The following is an 18700-nucleotide window of genomic DNA, read 5'->3' as shown; positions in this document are numbered from 1 at the left end:
CGCTGTACTCGTTTTGTTAACGGTTTCAGCTTTAGAAATCGAAAAAATCTCTTCTTATGTGCATTTTACGGTCTGAGACACAATGTAAACCATATTTTTTTAAAATGCAACTTTTTTATTTTCATTTTCTCTATTCTGAAATACGTTAAACAGGTTCCTGATGCTATTTTTTCACCGTTTCGCCATCACTCTGACCAAAGAAATGATCATAGATACCATTCATTTAATATGTCCCCCGCGCATACAGTGCACTTTGCACCCTGGGCAATCAGCATGTTAGTTCCCTCACTTAATGGATGCCCAGCCGGACCTGGAACAGCAAAGACATCTCTGCCTTCCTCAAGTGCTCTGTCCACTGTGATCATCGTGCCGCTTTTCGCTTCAGCCTGTGTAATTAAAAGCCCTTTAGAGCAGCCTGCAATAATTCTGTTACGCATAGGAAAATGATGTTTTTGAGGTTTTACGTATGGGGGATACTCTGAAAGAAGAAGCTGCGATTGCTCCATTTTCTGATATAGCGAATGATTCGATGCAGGATATTGATGTTGAAAGCCGCTTCCGGTGATACCAATCGTTCGTCCGTTTAAAGCGAGTTCATGCGCAATGCCGTCTGCACCTTTAGCCATTCCGCTGATGATGCCTACTCCGGCGCTGATAAGGTCAGGAATGATTGATTGCAGTACTTTTTTCGTATAATTGTCCGCTTTTCTTGATCCGATAACCGCCAGCTGATTCAGATCAGCGAGGTAGTCAGTTTTGCCCTTCGTATACAAAACTACTGGAGGGTCATATATTTCTAATAAACGTTCTGGATAAATTTCATCAAAAAGCGTAATAAACGATGTATGAGCAGCTGTCATGTGAGAGGTAATTTCGTTGAAAGTGGTTGAAGTGGTGTATGAAGTGAGCTTGTGATTTTGGTGAGGTGTGAGATTAATAGATTGCGGAGGGCTATTTAGAGGCCTTTCAAGACCCGGATCTGCCTGCAGCCATAGTAGAAGTTGTTTATTTGTTAGAACGTTCATATAGTGCAAATAGAGCAGTTTCTTATTTAATTGTTCAACTGTCATCTTTTATCTCCTTCTAATTTAAAATATGAAAAAGAGCTGCCTGTATACAGACAGCTCAATATAGCCGATTAGTGAGTTTTACACTTATCGAATAAACCTTTTTCTTTAAGCACTTTGATCAGTGTTTCTCCCATAACAGATGGTGTCTCTGCTACAGCGATTCCACACTCATTCATCACACGGATCTTCTCTTCAGCTGTACCTTTACCACCTGAGATGATTGCACCTGCGTGACCCATGCGTTTCCCTGGAGGTGCAGTAGCGCCGCCGATGAAACCGACTACAGGTTTTTTCATATTGGCTTTAACCCATTCTGCAGCTTCTTCTTCAGCAGTCCCGCCGATTTCACCAATCATGATGACAGCTTCCGTGTCAGGGTCATTGTTAAACGCTTCAAGTGCATCGATGAAGTTCGTTCCATTTACAGGGTCTCCTCCGATACCAACAGCCGTTGACTGTCCGATACCTTCCTGAGAAAGCTGATGAACAGCTTCATATGTCAGTGTACCTGAACGTGAAACGACACCTACATGCCCTTTTGTATGAATATATCCAGGCATGATACCGATTTTGCACTCATCAGGCGTAATCACACCCGGGCAGTTAGGGCCGACAAGGCGTGTCTTTCTGCCTTCCATGTAACGCTTAACCTTTACCATATCAACAACAGGAATGTGCTCAGTAATACAGATTGCCATATCAAGCTCTGCATCTACACATTCAAGAATTGCATCAGCAGCAAACGGTGCCGGTACATAAATAACTGAAACGTTAGCACCAGTCGCTTTAACTGCTTCTTCTACAGTATTGAATACTGGAACGCCTTCAGCTTCCGTGCCGCCTTTACCAGGTGTAACACCTGCTACGATCTGTGTACCGTATTCAAGCATCTGCTTTGTATGGAATAGGGCCGTAGAGCCTGTGATTCCCTGAACTAATACTTTTGTATTCTTATCAATAAAAACACTCATTTATGCTCCCTGCCTTTCTCAGCCTACAAGTTCGACGATCTTTTGAGCTCCGTCAGCCATTGTGCCGGCTGCCACGATATCAAGATCTGACTCATTTAGAATTTTCTTGCCAAGTTCTACGTTCGTTCCTTCAAGGCGAACAACAAGCGGTACTTTAAGACCAACCTGTTTAGCTGCTTCTACAACACCTTCAGCAATAATATCGCACTTCATAATTCCACCGAAAATGTTAACAAAAATTCCTTTTACATTTTCATCTGAAAGAATGATTTTGAATGCTTCAGTTACTTTTTCAGCTGTCGCGCCGCCCCCAACGTCAAGGAAGTTAGCGGGATCTCCGCCGTAATGCTTAATAATATCCATCGTTGCCATTGCAAGTCCGGCACCATTAACCATACAACCGATGTTTCCATCAAGTGAAATGTAGCTCAAGTCATATTTAGATGCTTCGATTTCCTTCGCATCCTCTTCATCAAGGTCACGGAATTCCATCACATCTTTCTGACGGTATAATGCATTTGCATCAAAGTTCAATTTCGCATCAAGCGCCATTACATTACCGTCTCCAGTCGTAACAAGCGGGTTGATCTCAGCAATTGAACAATCTTTTTCAACAAACATTTTGTAAAGTCCAAGCATAAAGCGTACAGCTTTATTTACCATTTCTTTAGGAATGTTGATATTAAAAGCAATTCGGCGGGCCTGGAATGCTGTCAGGCCTACAACAGGATCGATTGTCTCACGGAAGATTTTTTCAGGAGTTGCTTCTGCAACCTCTTCAATTTCTGTTCCGCCTTCTTCAGATGCCATCAAAGTAATGCGTGAAGTTGCACGGTCAAGTACAAGTCCAATGTAATATTCTTTTTTGATGTCACAGCCCTCTTCGATAAGTAAGCGCTTAATTTCCTTACCTTCCGGACCTGTCTGATGCGTCACAAGTGTTTTTCCAAGTAATTCTTTTGCATATGTACGGACTTCATCAAGACTCTTTGCGATTTTTACACCGCCCGCTTTACCGCGGCCACCCGCATGGATCTGCGCTTTAACAACTGTTACTGCTGATCCGAGTTCTTTTGCTGCTTCTACAGCTTCTTTTGGCGTGAAAGCCACATAACCGCGGGGTACAGTTACTCCATATTTTCTAAGGAGTTCCTTTCCCTGATACTCATGGATATTCATGTTCCATCCTCCTATCAAACTCTTTTGAAAATAGACTGCGCTTTCATTGTATAGAATGAAAGTGGTGCTGTCTACTATTTGAGGCGATATTGTGAAAAATCGATCATTATCTGAATACTCTTATTTTTTCTGCTGATCAAGCCTGTATAAAAATGCAAAGACTTCCGCTACAGCCTGATACAGTTCATCCGGAATCGTTTCATTTAATTCCAGCTGACTGAGGAGCTCTACAAGAGATTCATCCTGCTGAATCGGTACGTTATGCGCCTTTGCTTTTTCAATAATCGATTCTGCTATCTTCCCTTTTCCTTTAGCTGAAACAACCGGAGCGTGTTCAGTCTCTGATTTATAAGTTAATGCTACCGCTTCAAGTCTTTTATGCTGCTTCATATTTTTAAATCCACCTTATGATAAGCAGACGACAGCGCATCCTCTGCAGGATTGAGTATCGGAGGGTCCACTTCTTTTGTACTGTGAAATTTAACCGCTGAAAAACTGTATCCTGCCTGTTCAAGTGCCGTTTGCAGAGCAGGGATAAAAGGCTTCGCTAGCTTGTCAAGGTGATCATTCTCATTATAAATATCAAGTGACACGATACGGTTTTGTACATTCATATCTACAATGCTTTCATTCAAAGATGAAAGTGTAATATAAAACAATACTCTTACATGATCGGGATCAATCGTGCCATCACTTTTCTTTCTCCCGTTCATCTTCATCATGACGTCTGTCTGATCTGCTCCAAGCTGAAGCGGGAATTGCATGATTAATTGCTGCTGCGGTCCGTTGTCTGCTGATAATAGCTGCATGCCATTCAACCGGTTTAAAAGCTGTTCAGCTGTGTCCCTTGTCTGCGTATTCAGACCGGCTGTTTCAATCAGTGATACAAGCTGCGCTTTAACGGTCTGGGCTTGAGCAGCGGGACTGGCCGAATTTAATAAACGCGCCTCGTAGTCAGTTCCCATTTTGTGAATGATCTCCTTCAAGATCAGCTGCAGGGATGCCGGACTGTTCTGCTGACCGGTCATTTGCTGCACTTCATTTAACATCTGAATAAAAAATTGCGGCTGCATCGTGTTAGGTGATGGGATTTGCAATGTCTGCAGGCTGTTAAGCTGGGACTGGGGTTTTACCTGCAGAAGCATTTGCTGTCCTCTTATTACAGCTTCAGCAGCCTGCTGTAAGCCGCCCGGCTGCTGTATGGATTTTAACGATTGCTGCAGTTCAAGGATCTGAGTCTGTACACCCTGGTTTTGAGGCAGTGTTCCTAGTGATTTGATCAGATTTTCAATTCCTTTCACTGCATTTCCTGCGTTCATTCCCTGAGTCCAGTTGGACAAAGTTGCTTCTTTCGGCAGCAGCTGCATTGTTTTAAGTGCTTCAAGTGCCTGATTCTTTTCAGCGGACGTGCCTGTAGTCACTTTTTCAAAAAGTCGCTGAATGGCTTGATCCTGCATGACTTTTGTATAAGGATCCTGCAAAGATTGCATCATCTGTCTGAGCGGAACTTCTTCTGCAGCGTTTAATTGACTTTGTAACTGATTTAACAGGCCGGATAGTGGATTTGACATGCTCTTATTTGCAGTAAGAATCGGCTGAAAAAGTGCTTCTTTCAGCGGCAGATCTTTTGAAATCATCCATTTGAGTACAGACAGCCCCTCATTTTTATCAGCTGCACCGCTTAACAGAGCTGCTGCTGCAGTTAATTTCTCAGCTGAAACAGGCTGCTGCTGACGGATCATAGAAGTAAGTAACTCTCTCATTTCCCGATTTCCGCTCAGTCCCATGGTTTGCAAAAGCTGCTGTACATCCGGTTTTCCTGATCCGTCAGTTTTAACCGGCTTGATGACTGGCGGTTGTCCTGTACTTTCTACCTGAAACCACCTTGATTCACCTTCTGTTAATCCACCGGCAACGATCGCTGTAAGGGTTCTCCCGACAATCTGCAGTTCCATCTGCTGGTTACCCAGATTTTTTATCACTTTTCCATGAAGCATCTGACCTGCTTTCAGTGTGAGCTGACGGTCAGGCTGTGGGGAGCCGACCGGGCGATGCTGTCCTGATATGTATGATGACACCCTTACCACCTCCAGTTATGGCTGAATGATTGATTTAACAGGTTCAAATGACAGCCTGTGCTCACTCGTTATACCAAGCACTTTAATGGCTTCGACATGTTCTTTTGTTCCGTATCCGGCGTTTTTCTCAAGACCGTATCCCGGATATTTTTCGGCGGCCTGCTTCATCAGTCTATCGCGGGTTACCTTTGCAATGACTGAAGCAGCTGCAATACTGACACTTTTTGCATCCCCTTTAATAATAGACTCCTGAGAAATTTGTATATCAAGCGTGACCGCATCTGCGAGCACATAATCAGGCTCCCTGTTTAATTGCCCGATTGCATATATCATTGCTTTTTTGGATGCATTCAATATATTAATCCGGTCAATTTCCTCTGCCTCAATGATGCCTACACCTACATCCGCAGTATTCATTATTTTTTCATAGAAACTTTCTCTTTTCTTTTCACTTAGTTTTTTTGAATCATTCAGTCCCGGCAGATAAAATCCTTCAGGCAGAACAACCGCAGCTGCTACTACAGGCCCTGCAAGCGGTCCTCTGCCGGCTTCATCAGTACCTGCAATAAACCGGTATCCTCTTGTCACTGCAGCTCTTTCGAAAGACTGCATATTAGCATACTGATCAGACAATTCTAAGTCTCTTTCTGCTTTTTTATAATAGTTCTGAAGAAGCTTTTGCACGCCTTTTCGTTCATCCGCTTTTAATTGGTTCACAAGATTTTCATCCGGTGAACCTGAAAGGATTTCTTTGATCTGATTAATCGTCAGCATACGTTCACCTGTCCCTTATATCGGTAATATTTAAGAAAATTAAAGACTTCCACATAAGCGGAAGTCTAATTGTTATTCGTCTAAATGTTCAAGGTCAAATGTAAGAGGTCCAAACTGTACGTTTCTGACATCTCTTACGATCAGGTCAGCTGTTTTATCATAGTCAATTTCCCCGCCTGCCATCAGACAGCCGCGCTTGCGTCCAATATGATCAAAAAGGGCTGCGGGATCCTGCGGAATTTCACCCATACTGTATCTTTCTTTTAAGCGCTCAGGGTAATACGTTTCAAGGAAACGCAACGCATATAATGCGATATCCTGGAGATTTAAGATATTATCCTTGATCGCTCCTGTAAGCGCCAGCCTGAAACCAACTTCCGGATCCTCAAACTTCGGCCATAGAATACCAGGTGTATCAAGCAGTTCCATTTCTTTACCTGCTTTGATCCACTGCTGGGCTTTCGTCACACCTGGGCGGTTACCGGTCTGAGCAATGTTTTTTTTCGCCAGACGGTTAATGAGTGTGGATTTACCAACGTTCGGAATCCCTACAATCATGGCTCTTACAGCCCGCGGTCTGATTCCACGCGATCTCATCCGATCCCATTTTTCACTTAAAATGTTCATCGTCTCTTTTTGAATCTGCTGAAGACCTGAACCTTTGTCTGAATTGATTGCTACAGCTCGTACCCCTTTATTTTCAAAGTACCGGATCCACTCTTTTGTTTTATTCGGATCTGCCATATCTGATTTATTAATTAAAATCAGTCTAGGCTTTTGTCCGATAATTTCTTCAATCATCGGGTTTCTTGATGAAAGCGGAATTCTTGCATCTACAAGTTCAAATACAATGTCTACAAGCTTCAGCTTTTCTGTCACCTGTCTCCTAGCTTTCGCCATATGTCCTGGAAACCACTGGATACTCATATTATCACTCCTTATTAAACAGTTGTATATCTTCAAAAGGCCAATAGATCAGAGGCGTTTCGCCAACTACCTCTTCAATCGGCACAGGGCCTATATGGCGGCTGTCTTTACTGAACTGACGGTTATCACCCATCACAAAGAGATGCCCTTCAGGAACCTCTTCATAGCCTGTCAGATCGTACAGGTTAAAATCCTCAGTAAATGTATCAGTTCCGCGGAAACCTTCGTCAATTGGTTCCCCGTCTATGTATAGCTGGTCATTTGTAAATGAGACCGACTCACCTGGAAGGCCAATGACTCTTTTTATATAATCCTCTTTATCGGAAACATGAAAAACAACAATATCAAAACGTTCGGGGGTGGTTACTTTATAATGAAATTTATTGACGATCATGCGGTCACCATCCTGCAGTGTCGGCACCATTGAACTGCCATCCACGACAACCGGTGAAAAGAAAAACAAACGTATTACACCTGCAATAATGACAGCTGCAAAAAGTGTTTTTGCCCATTCCCACCATTCGTTTTTAATCTCCATCCCAATGCCCCCAATCCGGCTCAGATGAACATATTGTAACATAGAACAGCCACACCTATTCAGACATCTGAACATAAAAAAAGAGCCCGCAGGCTCTTTTTTTACAATTAGCGAATTTCTTTAATTCTAGCCGCTTTACCGCGTAGGTTACGCAGGTAGTAAAGTTTCGCACGACGAACTTTACCGCGACGCACAACTTCAAGTTTCGCAATTTTAGGTGTGTTTACAGGGAATGTACGCTCAACTCCAACGCCGTAAGAAATCTTACGTACTGTGAAAGTTTCACTTACACCACCACCGCGGCGCTTAATTACAACACCTTCAAACACCTGAATACGTTCGCGAGTTCCCTCAACAACCTTAACGTGTACTTTTACAGTATCACCAGGCTTGAATGTAGGAAGATCAGAACGAAGCTGTTCTTTAGTAATTTCCTGAATCAGGTTATGCATCATTTTCAACTCCTTCCAACAAATGCTCTTGCTTCTATTGCAGCGGAACATTGTGTTCAAGGCTTATCCACTTTTGTGAACTAAGCACAAAAACTATAATACCACATAGAAACAAGCTATTCAATGTTATTTTTAAATTCTTTCAGCCATTTAAGCTGCTGATCGCTGAGTTCTATTTCATCCAGCAGGTCAGGCCGCCTCATATAAGTTCTTCGGAGAGACTCCTTCATTCTCCAGTCATCAATCTTAGCATGATTACCAGATAGTAGAACCTCAGGAACTTTCATTCCTTCATAATCTGCAGGCCTTGTATAATGGGGATGTTCAAGCAGACCGCTTGAAAAAGAATCCTTCACTGCAGACTCATCATTTCCCAGCACTTCAGGAAGCAGCCTGACCACGCTGTCTGTTACAACCATTGCGCCAAGCTCTCCACCAGTTAAAACAAAGTCCCCAATAGAGATTTCATCTGTAATCAGGTTTTCTCTGATGCGTTCATCATAGCCCTCATAATGTCCACAGATGAAAATTAAATGATCTTCCTTTGAGAGCTCTTCAGCTTTCTTCTGAGTAAACCTCTCACCCTGAGGACACATTAATATGACACGGGGTGATGAGACTGTTTGTTCAGTCAGATGCTGAACAGCACGGAAAATCGGTTCAGGTTTAAGAACCATTCCGGCTCCGCCACCGTATGGATAATCATCAACTGAGTTATGCTTGTTATTTGAGAACTGACGAAAGTCTGTAACAGTATAGGTTACCGCTCCTTTTTCAGCTGCTTTTTTTAAGATTGACTCTCCAAAAACCCCTTCAAACATTGCCGGGAATAATGACAGAATATCAATCTTCATTACAGCAGGCCTTCCATCACATGAATAATGACTTTTTTATCTGTTACATTCACTTCTTTTACAACGGAATCAATATACGGTATGAGGACGTCTTTTCCGCTTTCAGGCTTGATGACCCACACATCATTCGCACCGGGTGAAAGTATTTCAGTAATACGTCCGATCTGTTCTCCTTCTTCCGAAAAGACCTCACAGCCGATGATTTCATGGTAGTAGTACTCATCCTCATGCAGCTCATTCTGCTGATCAGCTGATATCTTAAGCTGAGCGTCTCTGAAAGCTTCTACAAGGTTTACATTGTCATAGCCTTCAAACGTCAGCAGGTCAAAGTTCTTATGCCTTCTGTAGCCGGAAACGGTTAATTCAAGCGGTTCTCTACCTGATTGAAAAAGATAAAGCGTGCTGCTTTTTTGATATCTCTCTTCAGGAAAATCAGTGCTTGAGATGACTCTGACTTCCCCTTTAATACCATGGGTGTTTACGATCTTTCCCACGTCAAACCATTCCATTTCTACCACCCCTGACGGATCTCTTTGACCATACCGTCTTCAAGCACGATAACTGGCTTCTGATCCGGGTGCCAGATGCTTCCCTGGTCCAGCTCAACAAGCATGTCAGTTTCTCTTAATGTATATTCAGTACCCATTGGCATCTCTTCAATTGTTTTTTGTTGAGCTTCTGTCTGGGCCATTAATTGTTTTCTTTTGTTGATTTCCTGATTAATCCGGTTTTTTACAGCATCTGAAGATTGTTCAAACTGTTTTTCGAGCTTCTTCTGCTGAAAGATCAGCTGTTCAATTTCTTTTTGCGCACGCTCAGATTTTTGTGTAAGAGAATCCTTCAGACGTTTTTTAGAAGAATTCGTCATAATTTCTTTCACAACGACCTTTTGAGTTACTTGCATGATCTGCACCCCTTTTTAATTTCATGATACAGCAAAAGGGAGGACATTGGCCTCCCTTTTACTTATCAACTATTTCAATGACGGTCTTTTTCTTCTGCTGGCTTTCACCTGCAAAAGAAACAGTTCGTATAGCTTTCGCAACTCTGCCTTGTTTGCCAATGACTTTACCCATATCGTCCGGATGGACGGAAAGCTTAAAAGTGATCGTTCTGTCAGTTTCCTGCGTTTCGATCCTTACAGCTTCAGGGTGATCAACGAGAGGCTTGACAATCGTTTCGATAAGCTCTTTCACGACTCTTATTTACCGCTCTTTGAGTTATGGAATTTCTCCATAATACCTTCGTTTGAAAGAAGGTTACGTACTGTGTCAGATGGCTTAGCGCCATTGCCCATCCACTTAAGGACTGCTTCTTCATTGATATCTACAACAGCAGGGTTTGCAACCGGGTTGTAAGTTCCTACTGTTTCGATGAAACGTCCATCACGTGGTGAACGAGAATCTGCTACTACAATACGATAGAAAGGAGACTTGTTAGCTCCCATACGCTTTAAACGAATTTTTACTGCCATGTTATTGCACCTCCGAATAGTTTCACACAAGATAGTATAATACCAAGTGATTTTGCCTTTGTAAAGTCTTTTTTCTTAACACACTAATTTTTTCTTAAAAAAATCTGTTATTGCATAAACGGGAAGTTGAATCCGCCGCGTTTTTTACCCTTACCCTGGGCATTTGTCATCTGCTTCATCATTTTTTTCATTTCTTCAAATTGCTTCAGCAGACGGTTTATTTCCTGGATCGGTCTGCCGCTTCCCCGGGCAATTCTTTTTCTTCTGCTTGCATTAATGATTTCGGGCTGTTCTTTTTCTTTAGCCGTCATCGACTGAATAATTGCCTCAACATGACTGAGCTGTTTACCATCTACATCGATGTTATCAAGCCCCTTCATCTTATTGGCACCCGGAATCATTTTGAGTAATTCATCGAGCGGGCCCATCTGTTTCACTTGCCCGAGCTGTTCAAGGAAGTCATCGAGTGTAAATGAAGCTGTACGAAGCTTTTGCTCCATTTCTTTTGCTTTATCTTCATCTACATTTGTCTGAGCTTTTTCGATCAGGGATAACATATCTCCCATGCCGAGAATTCTTGATGCCATTCTTTCAGGATGAAATGGTTCAAGTGCGTCCATCTTTTCACCCATACCGGCAAATTTAATCGGCTTTCCTGTGACTGAACGGATCGATAGTGCCGCCCCGCCTCGTGTATCGCCATCAAGCTTTGTCAGAACAACTCCAGTGACACCTAATGCGTCATCAAAGTTCTGTGCGACTGTTACAGCATCCTGACCAGTCATTGAGTCGACAACCAGGAAGATCTCATCGGGCGTCGAAAGCTCTTTGATCTGCTTCAGTTCATCCATCAGATCTTCGTCCACATGCAGACGTCCGGCTGTATCAATCAGCACATAATCATGGTGTTCTTCTTTCGCTTTTTCAATACCTGCTTTTGCAATCTCAACAGGACTTACCTGATCTCCCATTGAGAAGACAGGCAGACTCAGCTGCTTTCCGATTGTTTCAAGCTGTTTGATTGCAGCCGGACGATAAATATCCGCTGCTACTAAAAGCGGCTTGCGGTTATGCTTTTTACGCAGCAGACTTGCGAGCTTACCTGCAGTTGTCGTTTTACCGGCACCCTGCAAACCAACCATCATAATAACGGTTGGCGCCTTTTTAGCAACAGCGATCTGACTTTGTTCCCCGCCCATCAGTTCTGTAAGCTCTTCTTTAACAACTTTTATAACCTGCTGGCCGGGTGTCAGACTCCGCATGACTTCCTGACCGACAGCACGCTCGCTAACCTGCTTTACAAAGCTTTTAACTACTTTAAAGTTAACGTCGGCTTCTAATAGCGCAAGACGTACCTCACGCATCATTTCCTTGACATCAGCTTCGCTAACTTTGCCTTTTCCGCGGATTTTCTGGATGGAACCCTGCAGACGTTCGGCTAATCCTTCAAATGCCATAAATGCAAAGCCTCCTATTCCAATTCCTCGAGCGATTTGATAATAGAAAGAAGTTCCGGCTGATGACCCGCTGCCGTCTTAAGTTCTCCTATTACTTTTGTGCGCTCCTGGAACTTTTGAAATAACAATAGTTTAGATTCATACTCCTCAAGCATTGCTTCAGTTCTTCTGATATTGTCATATACCGCCTGGCGGCTGACATCATACTCTTCAGCAATTTCACCAAGTGAGTAATCATCGAGATAATATAGAGACATGTAGCTCCGCTGTTTAGGCGTCAACAACATCTGATAAAAATCATAGAGAAAGTTCACTCTCGTTGTTTTTTCGAGCATCACATATCCCCCTTTGTTAAGTGAAAAGCCTTTACACAGAAATCATACAGATTTAGCTGATTGGTGTCAACCCGAAAGGCTCTTACTCTTCATCTTCGTCTATCAATTCTTCTTTATCTACCAGATCAGAAAAAAGTCCATACACATACTTCTCTGCATTAAACGGCTGAAGATCATCCATTTTTTCACCAAGACCTACAAACTTAACCGGAATGCCAAGTTCTTTTTTAATCGCAAGAACAATTCCGCCTTTCGCTGTACCGTCAAGCTTGGTTAAAACGATTCCGGATACATTTGTCGCTTCTTTAAAGATCTTTGCCTGTGTCATGGCATTCTGACCCGTTGTTGCATCAAGCGCTAATAAAACTTCATGAGGTGCACCGGGGATCTCACGTTCAATGACACGCTTTACCTTCTCAAGCTCTTTCATCAGGTTGACTTTGTTTTGCAGACGGCCTGCTGTATCACAGATTAATACGTCAGCCTTCTTTGCACGCGCTGAATGAACAGCGTCATACATAACAGCAGCGGGATCAGACCCTTCGCTGTGTTTGATGACATCAACGCCAACCCGTTCGCCCCAGACTTCAAGCTGTTCAATCGCACCAGCACGGAACGTATCTCCGGCAGCAAGAACGACTTTTTTGTCTTCTGACTTGAACTGGTGCGCAAGCTTTCCGATCGTGGTCGTTTTTCCAACACCATTTACGCCGACAAATAAAATGACAGTCAGCTCGTCCTCTTGTATATTCAGCAGTTCATCCGGTTCTTCACCGTTATAGTAAATTTCAACGAGCTTCTGTGAAATGACACTGCGGATCCCTTCAGTGTCTTTAATGTTCTGACGTTTCACTTCCATTTTCAGCTCTTCTACAAGTTCCATCACTGTATCGAAGCCGACATCAGCCTGGATCATGATTTCCTCAAGCTCTTCGAAAAAATCCTCATCAACCGTTCTGTAGCTGGCTACAAGGTCATTCAATCGGGATGTAAAGGTGTTACGTGTCTTTGAAAGCCCGTCTTTATATTTATCTGTAGCAGTATCCTGCGCTGTAAATTTTTCTTTTAACTTTTTGAAAAAGCTCATGCCAAATCCCCTTTAATTCAGTTTTATTTGTTCTTCAAGCTTAACAGAAACAAGCTTTGATACACCTGACTCCTGCATCGTAACGCCATAAAGCACATCAGCGCCCTCCATCGTTCCCTTGCGGTGAGTAATCACAATAAACTGTGACTGCTCACTGAATTGATGAAGGTAATCACTGAAACGCTGCACATTCGCTTCATCGAGTGCCGCTTCAACTTCATCAAGAATACAAAACGGAACAGGTCTGACATGAAGGATTGAAAACAGCAAAGCAATTGCCGTTAACGCACGCTCTCCACCTGACAGAAGACTCAGATTCTGAAGCTTTTTACCGGGCGGCTGTGCGACGATATCAATCCCTGTCGTGAGCATTTGATCAGGATTTGTCAGCTTGAGCTCTGCATGACCACCGCCAAACAGCTTCTGAAACACACTCGAGAAATGCTCTTTTACCTGATAGAAGGTTTCACTGAACCTTCGGGACATTTCAGCATCCATCTCCTTGATCACTGAAAGCAGATTATCCTTGGCTTCCTGCAGGTCATTTTGCTGATCAAGCAGGAACTCATACCTTTCAGAAACACGATCATATTCTTCGATGGCGCCAATATTAACATGACCCAGCTCTGAAATTGACAGTTTGATTAATTTAACTTTTGACCTTGCGTCATCCGGATTCATCTGAAGCGGGTACTCTGCTTTTGCAGCCTGGAATGACAATTCATATTCTTCCTGCAGCTTGTTCAGTCTGTAGTCTATATCAGATGATAACTTACCTGCTGCAAGCTTCAATTCATTGATCTGCTCAAGAAGACCGTGATGAATCCTGCTTGATTCTTTATACGATGCTGTTAATCGCTGCAGTTCATCCTCAAGAGCCTCCCGCTGCAGTTTGATTTCACTGAGATTTTTAGACAGACGGATGCTTTCATCCTGTTTCAGCTGAATCTGACTATCCAGCTGATCTGCCTGCCCTTCTCCTGATGACATCTCTTCTGTCAGCCAGCTAAGGTCTTCAACAGCCAGATCATGTTTTTCCCTGAGCTCACCTTTTAATTGTTCAGATTCCTTCAGCTCACGCCTGATTTGAGATGCTTTTTCTTCCGCAACAGCAAGCTTCGCCTGAAGACCTGATTTGATCTCTACCATTTCATCTCTTGAAGATTGCTGAGTTTCTTTTTGCTGCGCAAGATTTTTTATCATCAGGTCCAGTTCAGAAAGCTGTTTTTCAGCTTTTAATGCCTGTTGCTGAAGGCTGACTGCTTTATCTTCAAATGACCCTTTTGAATGAGTAAACTCAGCCATTTCCAGATCATACAGCTTCAATTGCTCGTCAGCCTGTCTGATCGCCGTTTCCACTTCACGAAGGTCAGCTTTCAGTTCAGCTTCTTTCACCCTGAGCTGCTCACCTTTTGCTCTATGCGTATCCATCTCCCGCTCAAATTCAGCAGCCTGATTTTTCAGACTTTGAACCTTTTGCTCAAGCTTAACCGCTGTTTCTTCATAGGTCGGGATCTGGCTGCTGAGCTGATCAAGTTCATTTTTTCTGGAAAAGATTGAAGAAGTCTTTTTCGCCTGTGATCCACCGCTCATGGACCCTCCAGGATTTACGATATCCCCATCAAGCGTCACAATTCGGTATCTGTATTGTAAAATTTTTGCGAGCTCATTTGCTCCCTTTAACGACTTCACAACTACAACCGAACCGAGGAGATTTTCAATCACCTGTCTGTACTGACTGTCAAATTGAACGAGTTCAGATGCAGCACTGATAAAATCTTCATGTTCTCCCGCTCTTGAGAGAAGTGAGTCCGGTAAAGTTCTTGACTTGATAACTGACATTGGCAGGAAGGTAGCACGTCCTGCCCGGCTTTGCTTTAAAAACTGAATCGCCTGTCTGGCGTCAGCTTCATTGCCGGTTACAATGCTTTGCATAGAAGCGCCTAATGCTGTTTCGACTGCCGTTTCATACTCTTTACGCACATCAATCAGCTCAGCTACTGCACCTTCAATTCCGCCAAGCTTACCTCCACGGTTTTTCAGCACTTCTTTTACACCCTGATAAAACCCTGAAAATTCTTCTTCCATAGACTCAAGCATTGATTTTCTGGACTTTGCCTCACTGACAAACTGGTAGGCTTTATACAGTTTATTCTCCAGATCAGACAGTTCTGTCCGGATCCCGTCTCTTTCTTTCACAGCCGTTTTATATGCCTCAGCAGTCACATGAAGCTCATCAGAAATTTTAGCTGCTGATGCATGAAGTTCCTTGTGCCTAACATTCCATTTCTCACGTTCTTCAATGTATCTGGCATTTGTACCGGTCAGCTTTTCAGCTCTTTTATGCTCCTGGTCACGCTGCTGGTTCAGATAGTTCAACTCATTTTGTACGGTTGTTTTTTGATTCAGCGTTTCAAAATAATCATTCTTTGCTTTTTCTAGTTGCTGTTCAATCTGATCTACAGAGGTGCCAAGAACCTGTTCAGTCTCAGCAATCTGATTTTTAATGAGTAAGATATCTTTTTTTACAGCTTCAGCGATTTTACTTTTTTCACTGATTTTTTCAGTCAGCTTCTCAAGCTGACTGTCTAAATCACTGACCTTTTGCTTTAGCTGATCTTCGTTCTGATCCGCATTCTTCTGTCTCTCAATTAATACCTGGCGGCGCCCCTCAAGTTGCTCAGCCTCTTTGGTCACTGTCAGCAGGTCAGATTGAAGTACTTCAATATTTTTTTCGCAGACAGAGCGCTCTTTCTGCTTTACATTCAGTGCCTCATCATCCTGATCAAGCTGGAACCTGAGTTTTTCTTCGTGGTCCTTTACACGTACCAGTTCAGACTTTTTTGATTCCCAATCAGCTGTCATTTCTTCTGCTTCATAAGCTAGAAGCCCTGATTCTGTCTTTTTCAGGTCGTCTTTGTACTCCAGATATTCGCGCGCCAAAGAAGCCTGCTGTTTCAGCGGCTCAACCTGCGCGCTTAATTCATGAAGTATGTCCTGTACGCGGTATAAATTGTCCTGGGTTTCATCCAAGCGCTGATCTGCTTTTTTTCTGCGGCCTTTATATTTTAAAACACCTGCAGCCTCTTCTAATATTACTCTTCTTTCTTCGGGTTTACTGTTCAGGATCTGGTCAACCCTTCCCTGTCCGATAATCGAAAAGGCTTCTTTCCCAAGTCCCGAATCAATAAACAACTCTGTTATGTCTTTTAAACGGCATGCAACACCATTTAAAAGATATTCACTGTCACCTGAACGGAACACGCGGCGCGTTACGCTGACTTCAGCATAATCAAGTGGCAGCGCACCATCTGTGTTATCAAGCACCAGTGATACTTCAGCAAAATTGAGCTGTTTTCTTGAGTCACTGCCGGAGAAAATGACATCTTCCATTTTTCCGCCCCGCAGGGATTTTGCAGACTGCTCACCCAGCACCCACCTGATTGCTTCAGTAATATTACTTTTCCCGCTGCCGTTTGGTCCAACGACAGCTGTTACACCTGGCACAAAGTCAATTTGCACTTTCTCGGCAAATGATTTAAAACCGAGTACTTCAAGCTGTTTTACATACATTATTTATTCTCCCGGCTTCCTGACTTTTTTAAATAGACAAGCGCCTGCTCGGCAGCATGCTGCTCTGCTTCTTTTTTAGAACGTCCCGTACCCGTTCCAAGCTCTTCATCACCAAGCATTACTCTTGAGACAAACTCACGGTTATGAGCAGGGCCTTTTTCTTTTAAAATCTCATACTGGAGTGTACCTGAGTGGTTCCTTTGAATAAACTCCTGGAGCTGACTCTTATAATCCATCACATGCGAAAAAGCACCGGTATCTACTTTCGGGAAGACAACTTTTTCAAGGATCTGCCTTACAGGCTCCATTCCCTGATCAAGATATAACGCACCAATAAATGCTTCAAACACGTCTGCCAGCAATGCGGGTCGCATTCTGCCTCCGGTTTGTTCTTCACCTTTACCAAGCAGAATTAAATTACCAAAGTCCATTTCGTTCGCAAAAATGACCAATGAAGGTTCGCATACGATGGCTGCCCGTAATTTTGTCATCTCACCTTCACTCATAGAAGGAAATTTGTTAAACAGGTAATGAGATACTGATAATTCAAGAACAGCATCACCAAGGAATTCAAGTCTTTCATTATCTTCATAAGGCTTTTTACGGTGTTCATTCACATACGATGAATGAGTAAATGCCGTCATGATTAACTTTTGATTTTGAAACTGGATTTGATGCTTTTCCTGAAACTCTTTAAACTTTTGTTCTAATCCTTTTGAGTATTGCTCTCTTTTATATTTACCCACTCCGACTTCACCTTGCCATTCATATTCATTTTCGATTCAACTTTTAATAAGACAGTCGTTCTGCGAAACATTCCTCTTGTGTTTTTAAATACAAAAGCTTGGCATGAAGGGATCATGCCAAGCGTGTAGAATGGTTCGTGCCGGCTGATTACATTTTGCTTTCTATGTAACTCACTGCATCTCCAACTGTACCAATCTTTTCTGCATCTTCATCAGAAATTTCCATATCAAATTCATCTTCAAGCTCCATTACTAATTCTACTACATCAAGTGAATCAGCACCAAGGTCATCCTTGAAAGAAGCTTCAAGCTTAACTTCAGATTCATCCACACCTAAACGGTCAACGATGATTTTCGTTACGCGGTCTAATACTTCTGCCATGTTCGTTCACCTCCCTTCAAGTATTATAGTGGAAAACAGCGCTGATTAAAACAGGCTTTTTACATCACCATTCCACCATCTATATGAATCGTCTGACCTGTAATGTAATCAGCGTCATCTGACGCTAAAAAGACAACGGCTTTTGCGATATCTTCAGGCTGTCCAAAACGTTCAAGCGGAATCATCTGCTTCATAGCTGCCTGCACATCTTCAGACAGCTCCCCTGTCATATCTGTTTCGATAAAACCAGGCGCAACTGCGTTTACAGTGATCCCTCTCGGCGCAAGCTCTTTAGCAGATGTTTTCGTCAACCCGATTACACCTGCTTTAGAAGCAACATAATTGGCCTGCCCTGCGTTACCCATTACGCCAACGATCGAAGACACATTAATAATTTTGCCCCTGCGCTGTTTCATCATTGGACGCGCGGCTGCTTTAGTTGTCAGGAAGACACTTTTCAGGTTGATGTCCATTACCTGGTCCCAGTCCGCCTCTTTCATTCTCATCAGCAGATTGTCTTTAGTAATACCTGCGTTGTTTACTAGAATGTCAATGCTGCCGAATGTACTGATTGTTTCCTTCAGCATTGCCTGAACATCATCAGCGTTTGACACATCCGCTTTGAATACAAGTGCCTTTGTACCGGCTGCTTCTACTTCTTTAGCTGTTTCTTTCGCTTTTTCTTCATTACCACTGTAATTAACCACTACATTTGCGCCGTTCTTAGCCAGCTCAATCGCGATCGAGCGGCCAATACCGCGCGATGCACCAGTAACGATAGCATTTTTTCCTTCTAATTTCAT

Annotated in this window: 21 protein-coding genes; all 21 read right to left on the bottom strand. The window is 42.9% G+C overall.

The genetic code is table 11. From position 1 onward, the window contains the following. Positions 1 to 206: 206 nt before the first annotated feature. A complete protein-coding gene (dprA, locus tag LG330_RS08765) occupies positions 207 to 1070 on the bottom strand; it encodes a DNA-processing protein DprA (protein ID WP_404409141.1) in 864 nt (287 codons plus the stop codon). 68 nt (positions 1071 to 1138) lie between these two features. Then, positions 1139 to 2041, bottom strand: coding sequence for a succinate--CoA ligase subunit alpha (gene sucD / locus LG330_RS08760; protein WP_404409139.1), 903 nt, complete (start codon positions 2039 to 2041; stop codon positions 1139 to 1141). 18 nt (positions 2042 to 2059) lie between these two features. Next, positions 2060 to 3220 (bottom strand): ADP-forming succinate--CoA ligase subunit beta, encoded by a 1161-nt coding sequence (gene sucC, locus LG330_RS08755; RefSeq protein WP_404409137.1) that lies wholly within the window; start codon positions 3218 to 3220, stop codon positions 2060 to 2062. Between the two features lie 120 nt (positions 3221 to 3340). Next, positions 3341 to 3610, bottom strand: a complete 270-nt coding sequence (locus LG330_RS08750) for an EscU/YscU/HrcU family type III secretion system export apparatus switch protein (protein ID WP_404409135.1) — start codon at positions 3608 to 3610, stop codon at positions 3341 to 3343. Next, positions 3607 to 5298 (bottom strand): hypothetical protein, encoded by a 1692-nt coding sequence (locus tag LG330_RS08745; RefSeq protein ID WP_404409133.1) that lies wholly within the window; start codon positions 5296 to 5298, stop codon positions 3607 to 3609. The genes LG330_RS08750 and LG330_RS08745 overlap by 4 nt, the downstream gene beginning before the upstream one ends. A 15-nt stretch (positions 5299 to 5313) precedes the next feature. Continuing rightward, positions 5314 to 6072, bottom strand: a complete 759-nt coding sequence (locus tag LG330_RS08740) for a ribonuclease HII (RefSeq protein ID WP_404409132.1) — start codon at positions 6070 to 6072, stop codon at positions 5314 to 5316. A gap of 72 nt (positions 6073 to 6144) precedes the next feature. Beyond that, complete coding sequence (gene ylqF / locus LG330_RS08735; protein WP_404409130.1) at positions 6145 to 6999, bottom strand: ribosome biogenesis GTPase YlqF; 855 nt, start codon at positions 6997 to 6999, stop codon at positions 6145 to 6147. A 4-nt stretch (positions 7000 to 7003) separates the two neighbouring features. Then, the gene (gene lepB, locus LG330_RS08730; RefSeq protein ID WP_404409128.1) at positions 7004 to 7579 is read right to left on the bottom strand and encodes a signal peptidase I; all 576 of its coding nucleotides are present in this window, start codon (positions 7577 to 7579) and stop codon (positions 7004 to 7006) included. Between the two features lie 65 nt (positions 7580 to 7644). Next, positions 7645 to 7989, bottom strand: coding sequence for a 50S ribosomal protein L19 (rplS, locus tag LG330_RS08725; protein ID WP_039808852.1), 345 nt, complete (start codon positions 7987 to 7989; stop codon positions 7645 to 7647). A 116-nt stretch (positions 7990 to 8105) separates the two neighbouring features. Further along, on the bottom strand, positions 8106 to 8843 hold the full coding sequence (gene trmD / locus LG330_RS08720) for a tRNA (guanosine(37)-N1)-methyltransferase TrmD (protein WP_404409126.1): 738 nt from the start codon (positions 8841 to 8843) through the stop codon (positions 8106 to 8108). Continuing rightward, positions 8843 to 9352 (bottom strand): ribosome maturation factor RimM, encoded by a 510-nt coding sequence (gene rimM / locus LG330_RS08715; RefSeq protein WP_404409124.1) that lies wholly within the window; start codon positions 9350 to 9352, stop codon positions 8843 to 8845. The genes trmD and rimM overlap by 1 nt, the downstream gene beginning before the upstream one ends. Before the next feature lie 2 nt (positions 9353 to 9354). Next, the gene (locus LG330_RS08710) at positions 9355 to 9747 is read right to left on the bottom strand and encodes a YlqD family protein (RefSeq protein ID WP_404409122.1); all 393 of its coding nucleotides are present in this window, start codon (positions 9745 to 9747) and stop codon (positions 9355 to 9357) included. 58 nt (positions 9748 to 9805) lie between these two features. After that, positions 9806 to 10039 carry a KH domain-containing protein gene (locus LG330_RS08705; RefSeq protein ID WP_039808844.1) on the bottom strand — a complete coding sequence of 78 codons (234 nt, stop codon included), beginning with the start codon at positions 10037 to 10039 and terminating at the stop codon, positions 9806 to 9808. Positions 10040 to 10044: 5 nt separating this feature from the next. Further along, complete coding sequence (rpsP, locus tag LG330_RS08700; protein ID WP_039808841.1) at positions 10045 to 10317, bottom strand: 30S ribosomal protein S16; 273 nt, start codon at positions 10315 to 10317, stop codon at positions 10045 to 10047. A 107-nt stretch (positions 10318 to 10424) separates the two neighbouring features. Then, the gene (gene ffh, locus LG330_RS08695) at positions 10425 to 11774 is read right to left on the bottom strand and encodes a signal recognition particle protein (RefSeq protein ID WP_404409119.1); all 1350 of its coding nucleotides are present in this window, start codon (positions 11772 to 11774) and stop codon (positions 10425 to 10427) included. A gap of 14 nt (positions 11775 to 11788) precedes the next feature. Beyond that, positions 11789 to 12109 carry a putative DNA-binding protein gene (locus LG330_RS08690; RefSeq protein ID WP_404409117.1) on the bottom strand — a complete coding sequence of 107 codons (321 nt, stop codon included), beginning with the start codon at positions 12107 to 12109 and terminating at the stop codon, positions 11789 to 11791. Between the two features lie 82 nt (positions 12110 to 12191). Beyond that, positions 12192 to 13196 (bottom strand): signal recognition particle-docking protein FtsY, encoded by a 1005-nt coding sequence (gene ftsY / locus LG330_RS08685; RefSeq protein ID WP_404409115.1) that lies wholly within the window; start codon positions 13194 to 13196, stop codon positions 12192 to 12194. Between the two features lie 12 nt (positions 13197 to 13208). Then, positions 13209 to 16769, bottom strand: coding sequence for a chromosome segregation protein SMC (smc, locus tag LG330_RS08680; RefSeq protein WP_404409113.1), 3561 nt, complete (start codon positions 16767 to 16769; stop codon positions 13209 to 13211). After that, positions 16769 to 17515, bottom strand: coding sequence for a ribonuclease III (gene rnc, locus LG330_RS08675; RefSeq protein WP_404409111.1), 747 nt, complete (start codon positions 17513 to 17515; stop codon positions 16769 to 16771). Before rnc ends, smc begins: the two co-directional genes overlap by 1 nt. Positions 17516 to 17663: 148 nt before the next feature. Next, entirely contained in the window at positions 17664 to 17897 is a 234-nt protein-coding gene (locus tag LG330_RS08670) for an acyl carrier protein (RefSeq protein WP_404409109.1), read from the bottom strand. A gap of 59 nt (positions 17898 to 17956) precedes the next feature. Beyond that, a complete protein-coding gene (fabG, locus tag LG330_RS08665; RefSeq protein WP_404409107.1) occupies positions 17957 to 18700 on the bottom strand; it encodes a 3-oxoacyl-[acyl-carrier-protein] reductase in 744 nt (247 codons plus the stop codon).

This window comes from Jeotgalibacillus malaysiensis (genome assembly GCF_044789845.1).
Taxonomy (GTDB): domain Bacteria; phylum Bacillota; class Bacilli; order Bacillales; family Jeotgalibacillaceae; genus Jeotgalibacillus; species Jeotgalibacillus malaysiensis_A.
The sequence above is the reverse complement of the archived record's forward strand: the minus strand, read 5'-3'. Positions and strand labels throughout refer to the sequence as shown.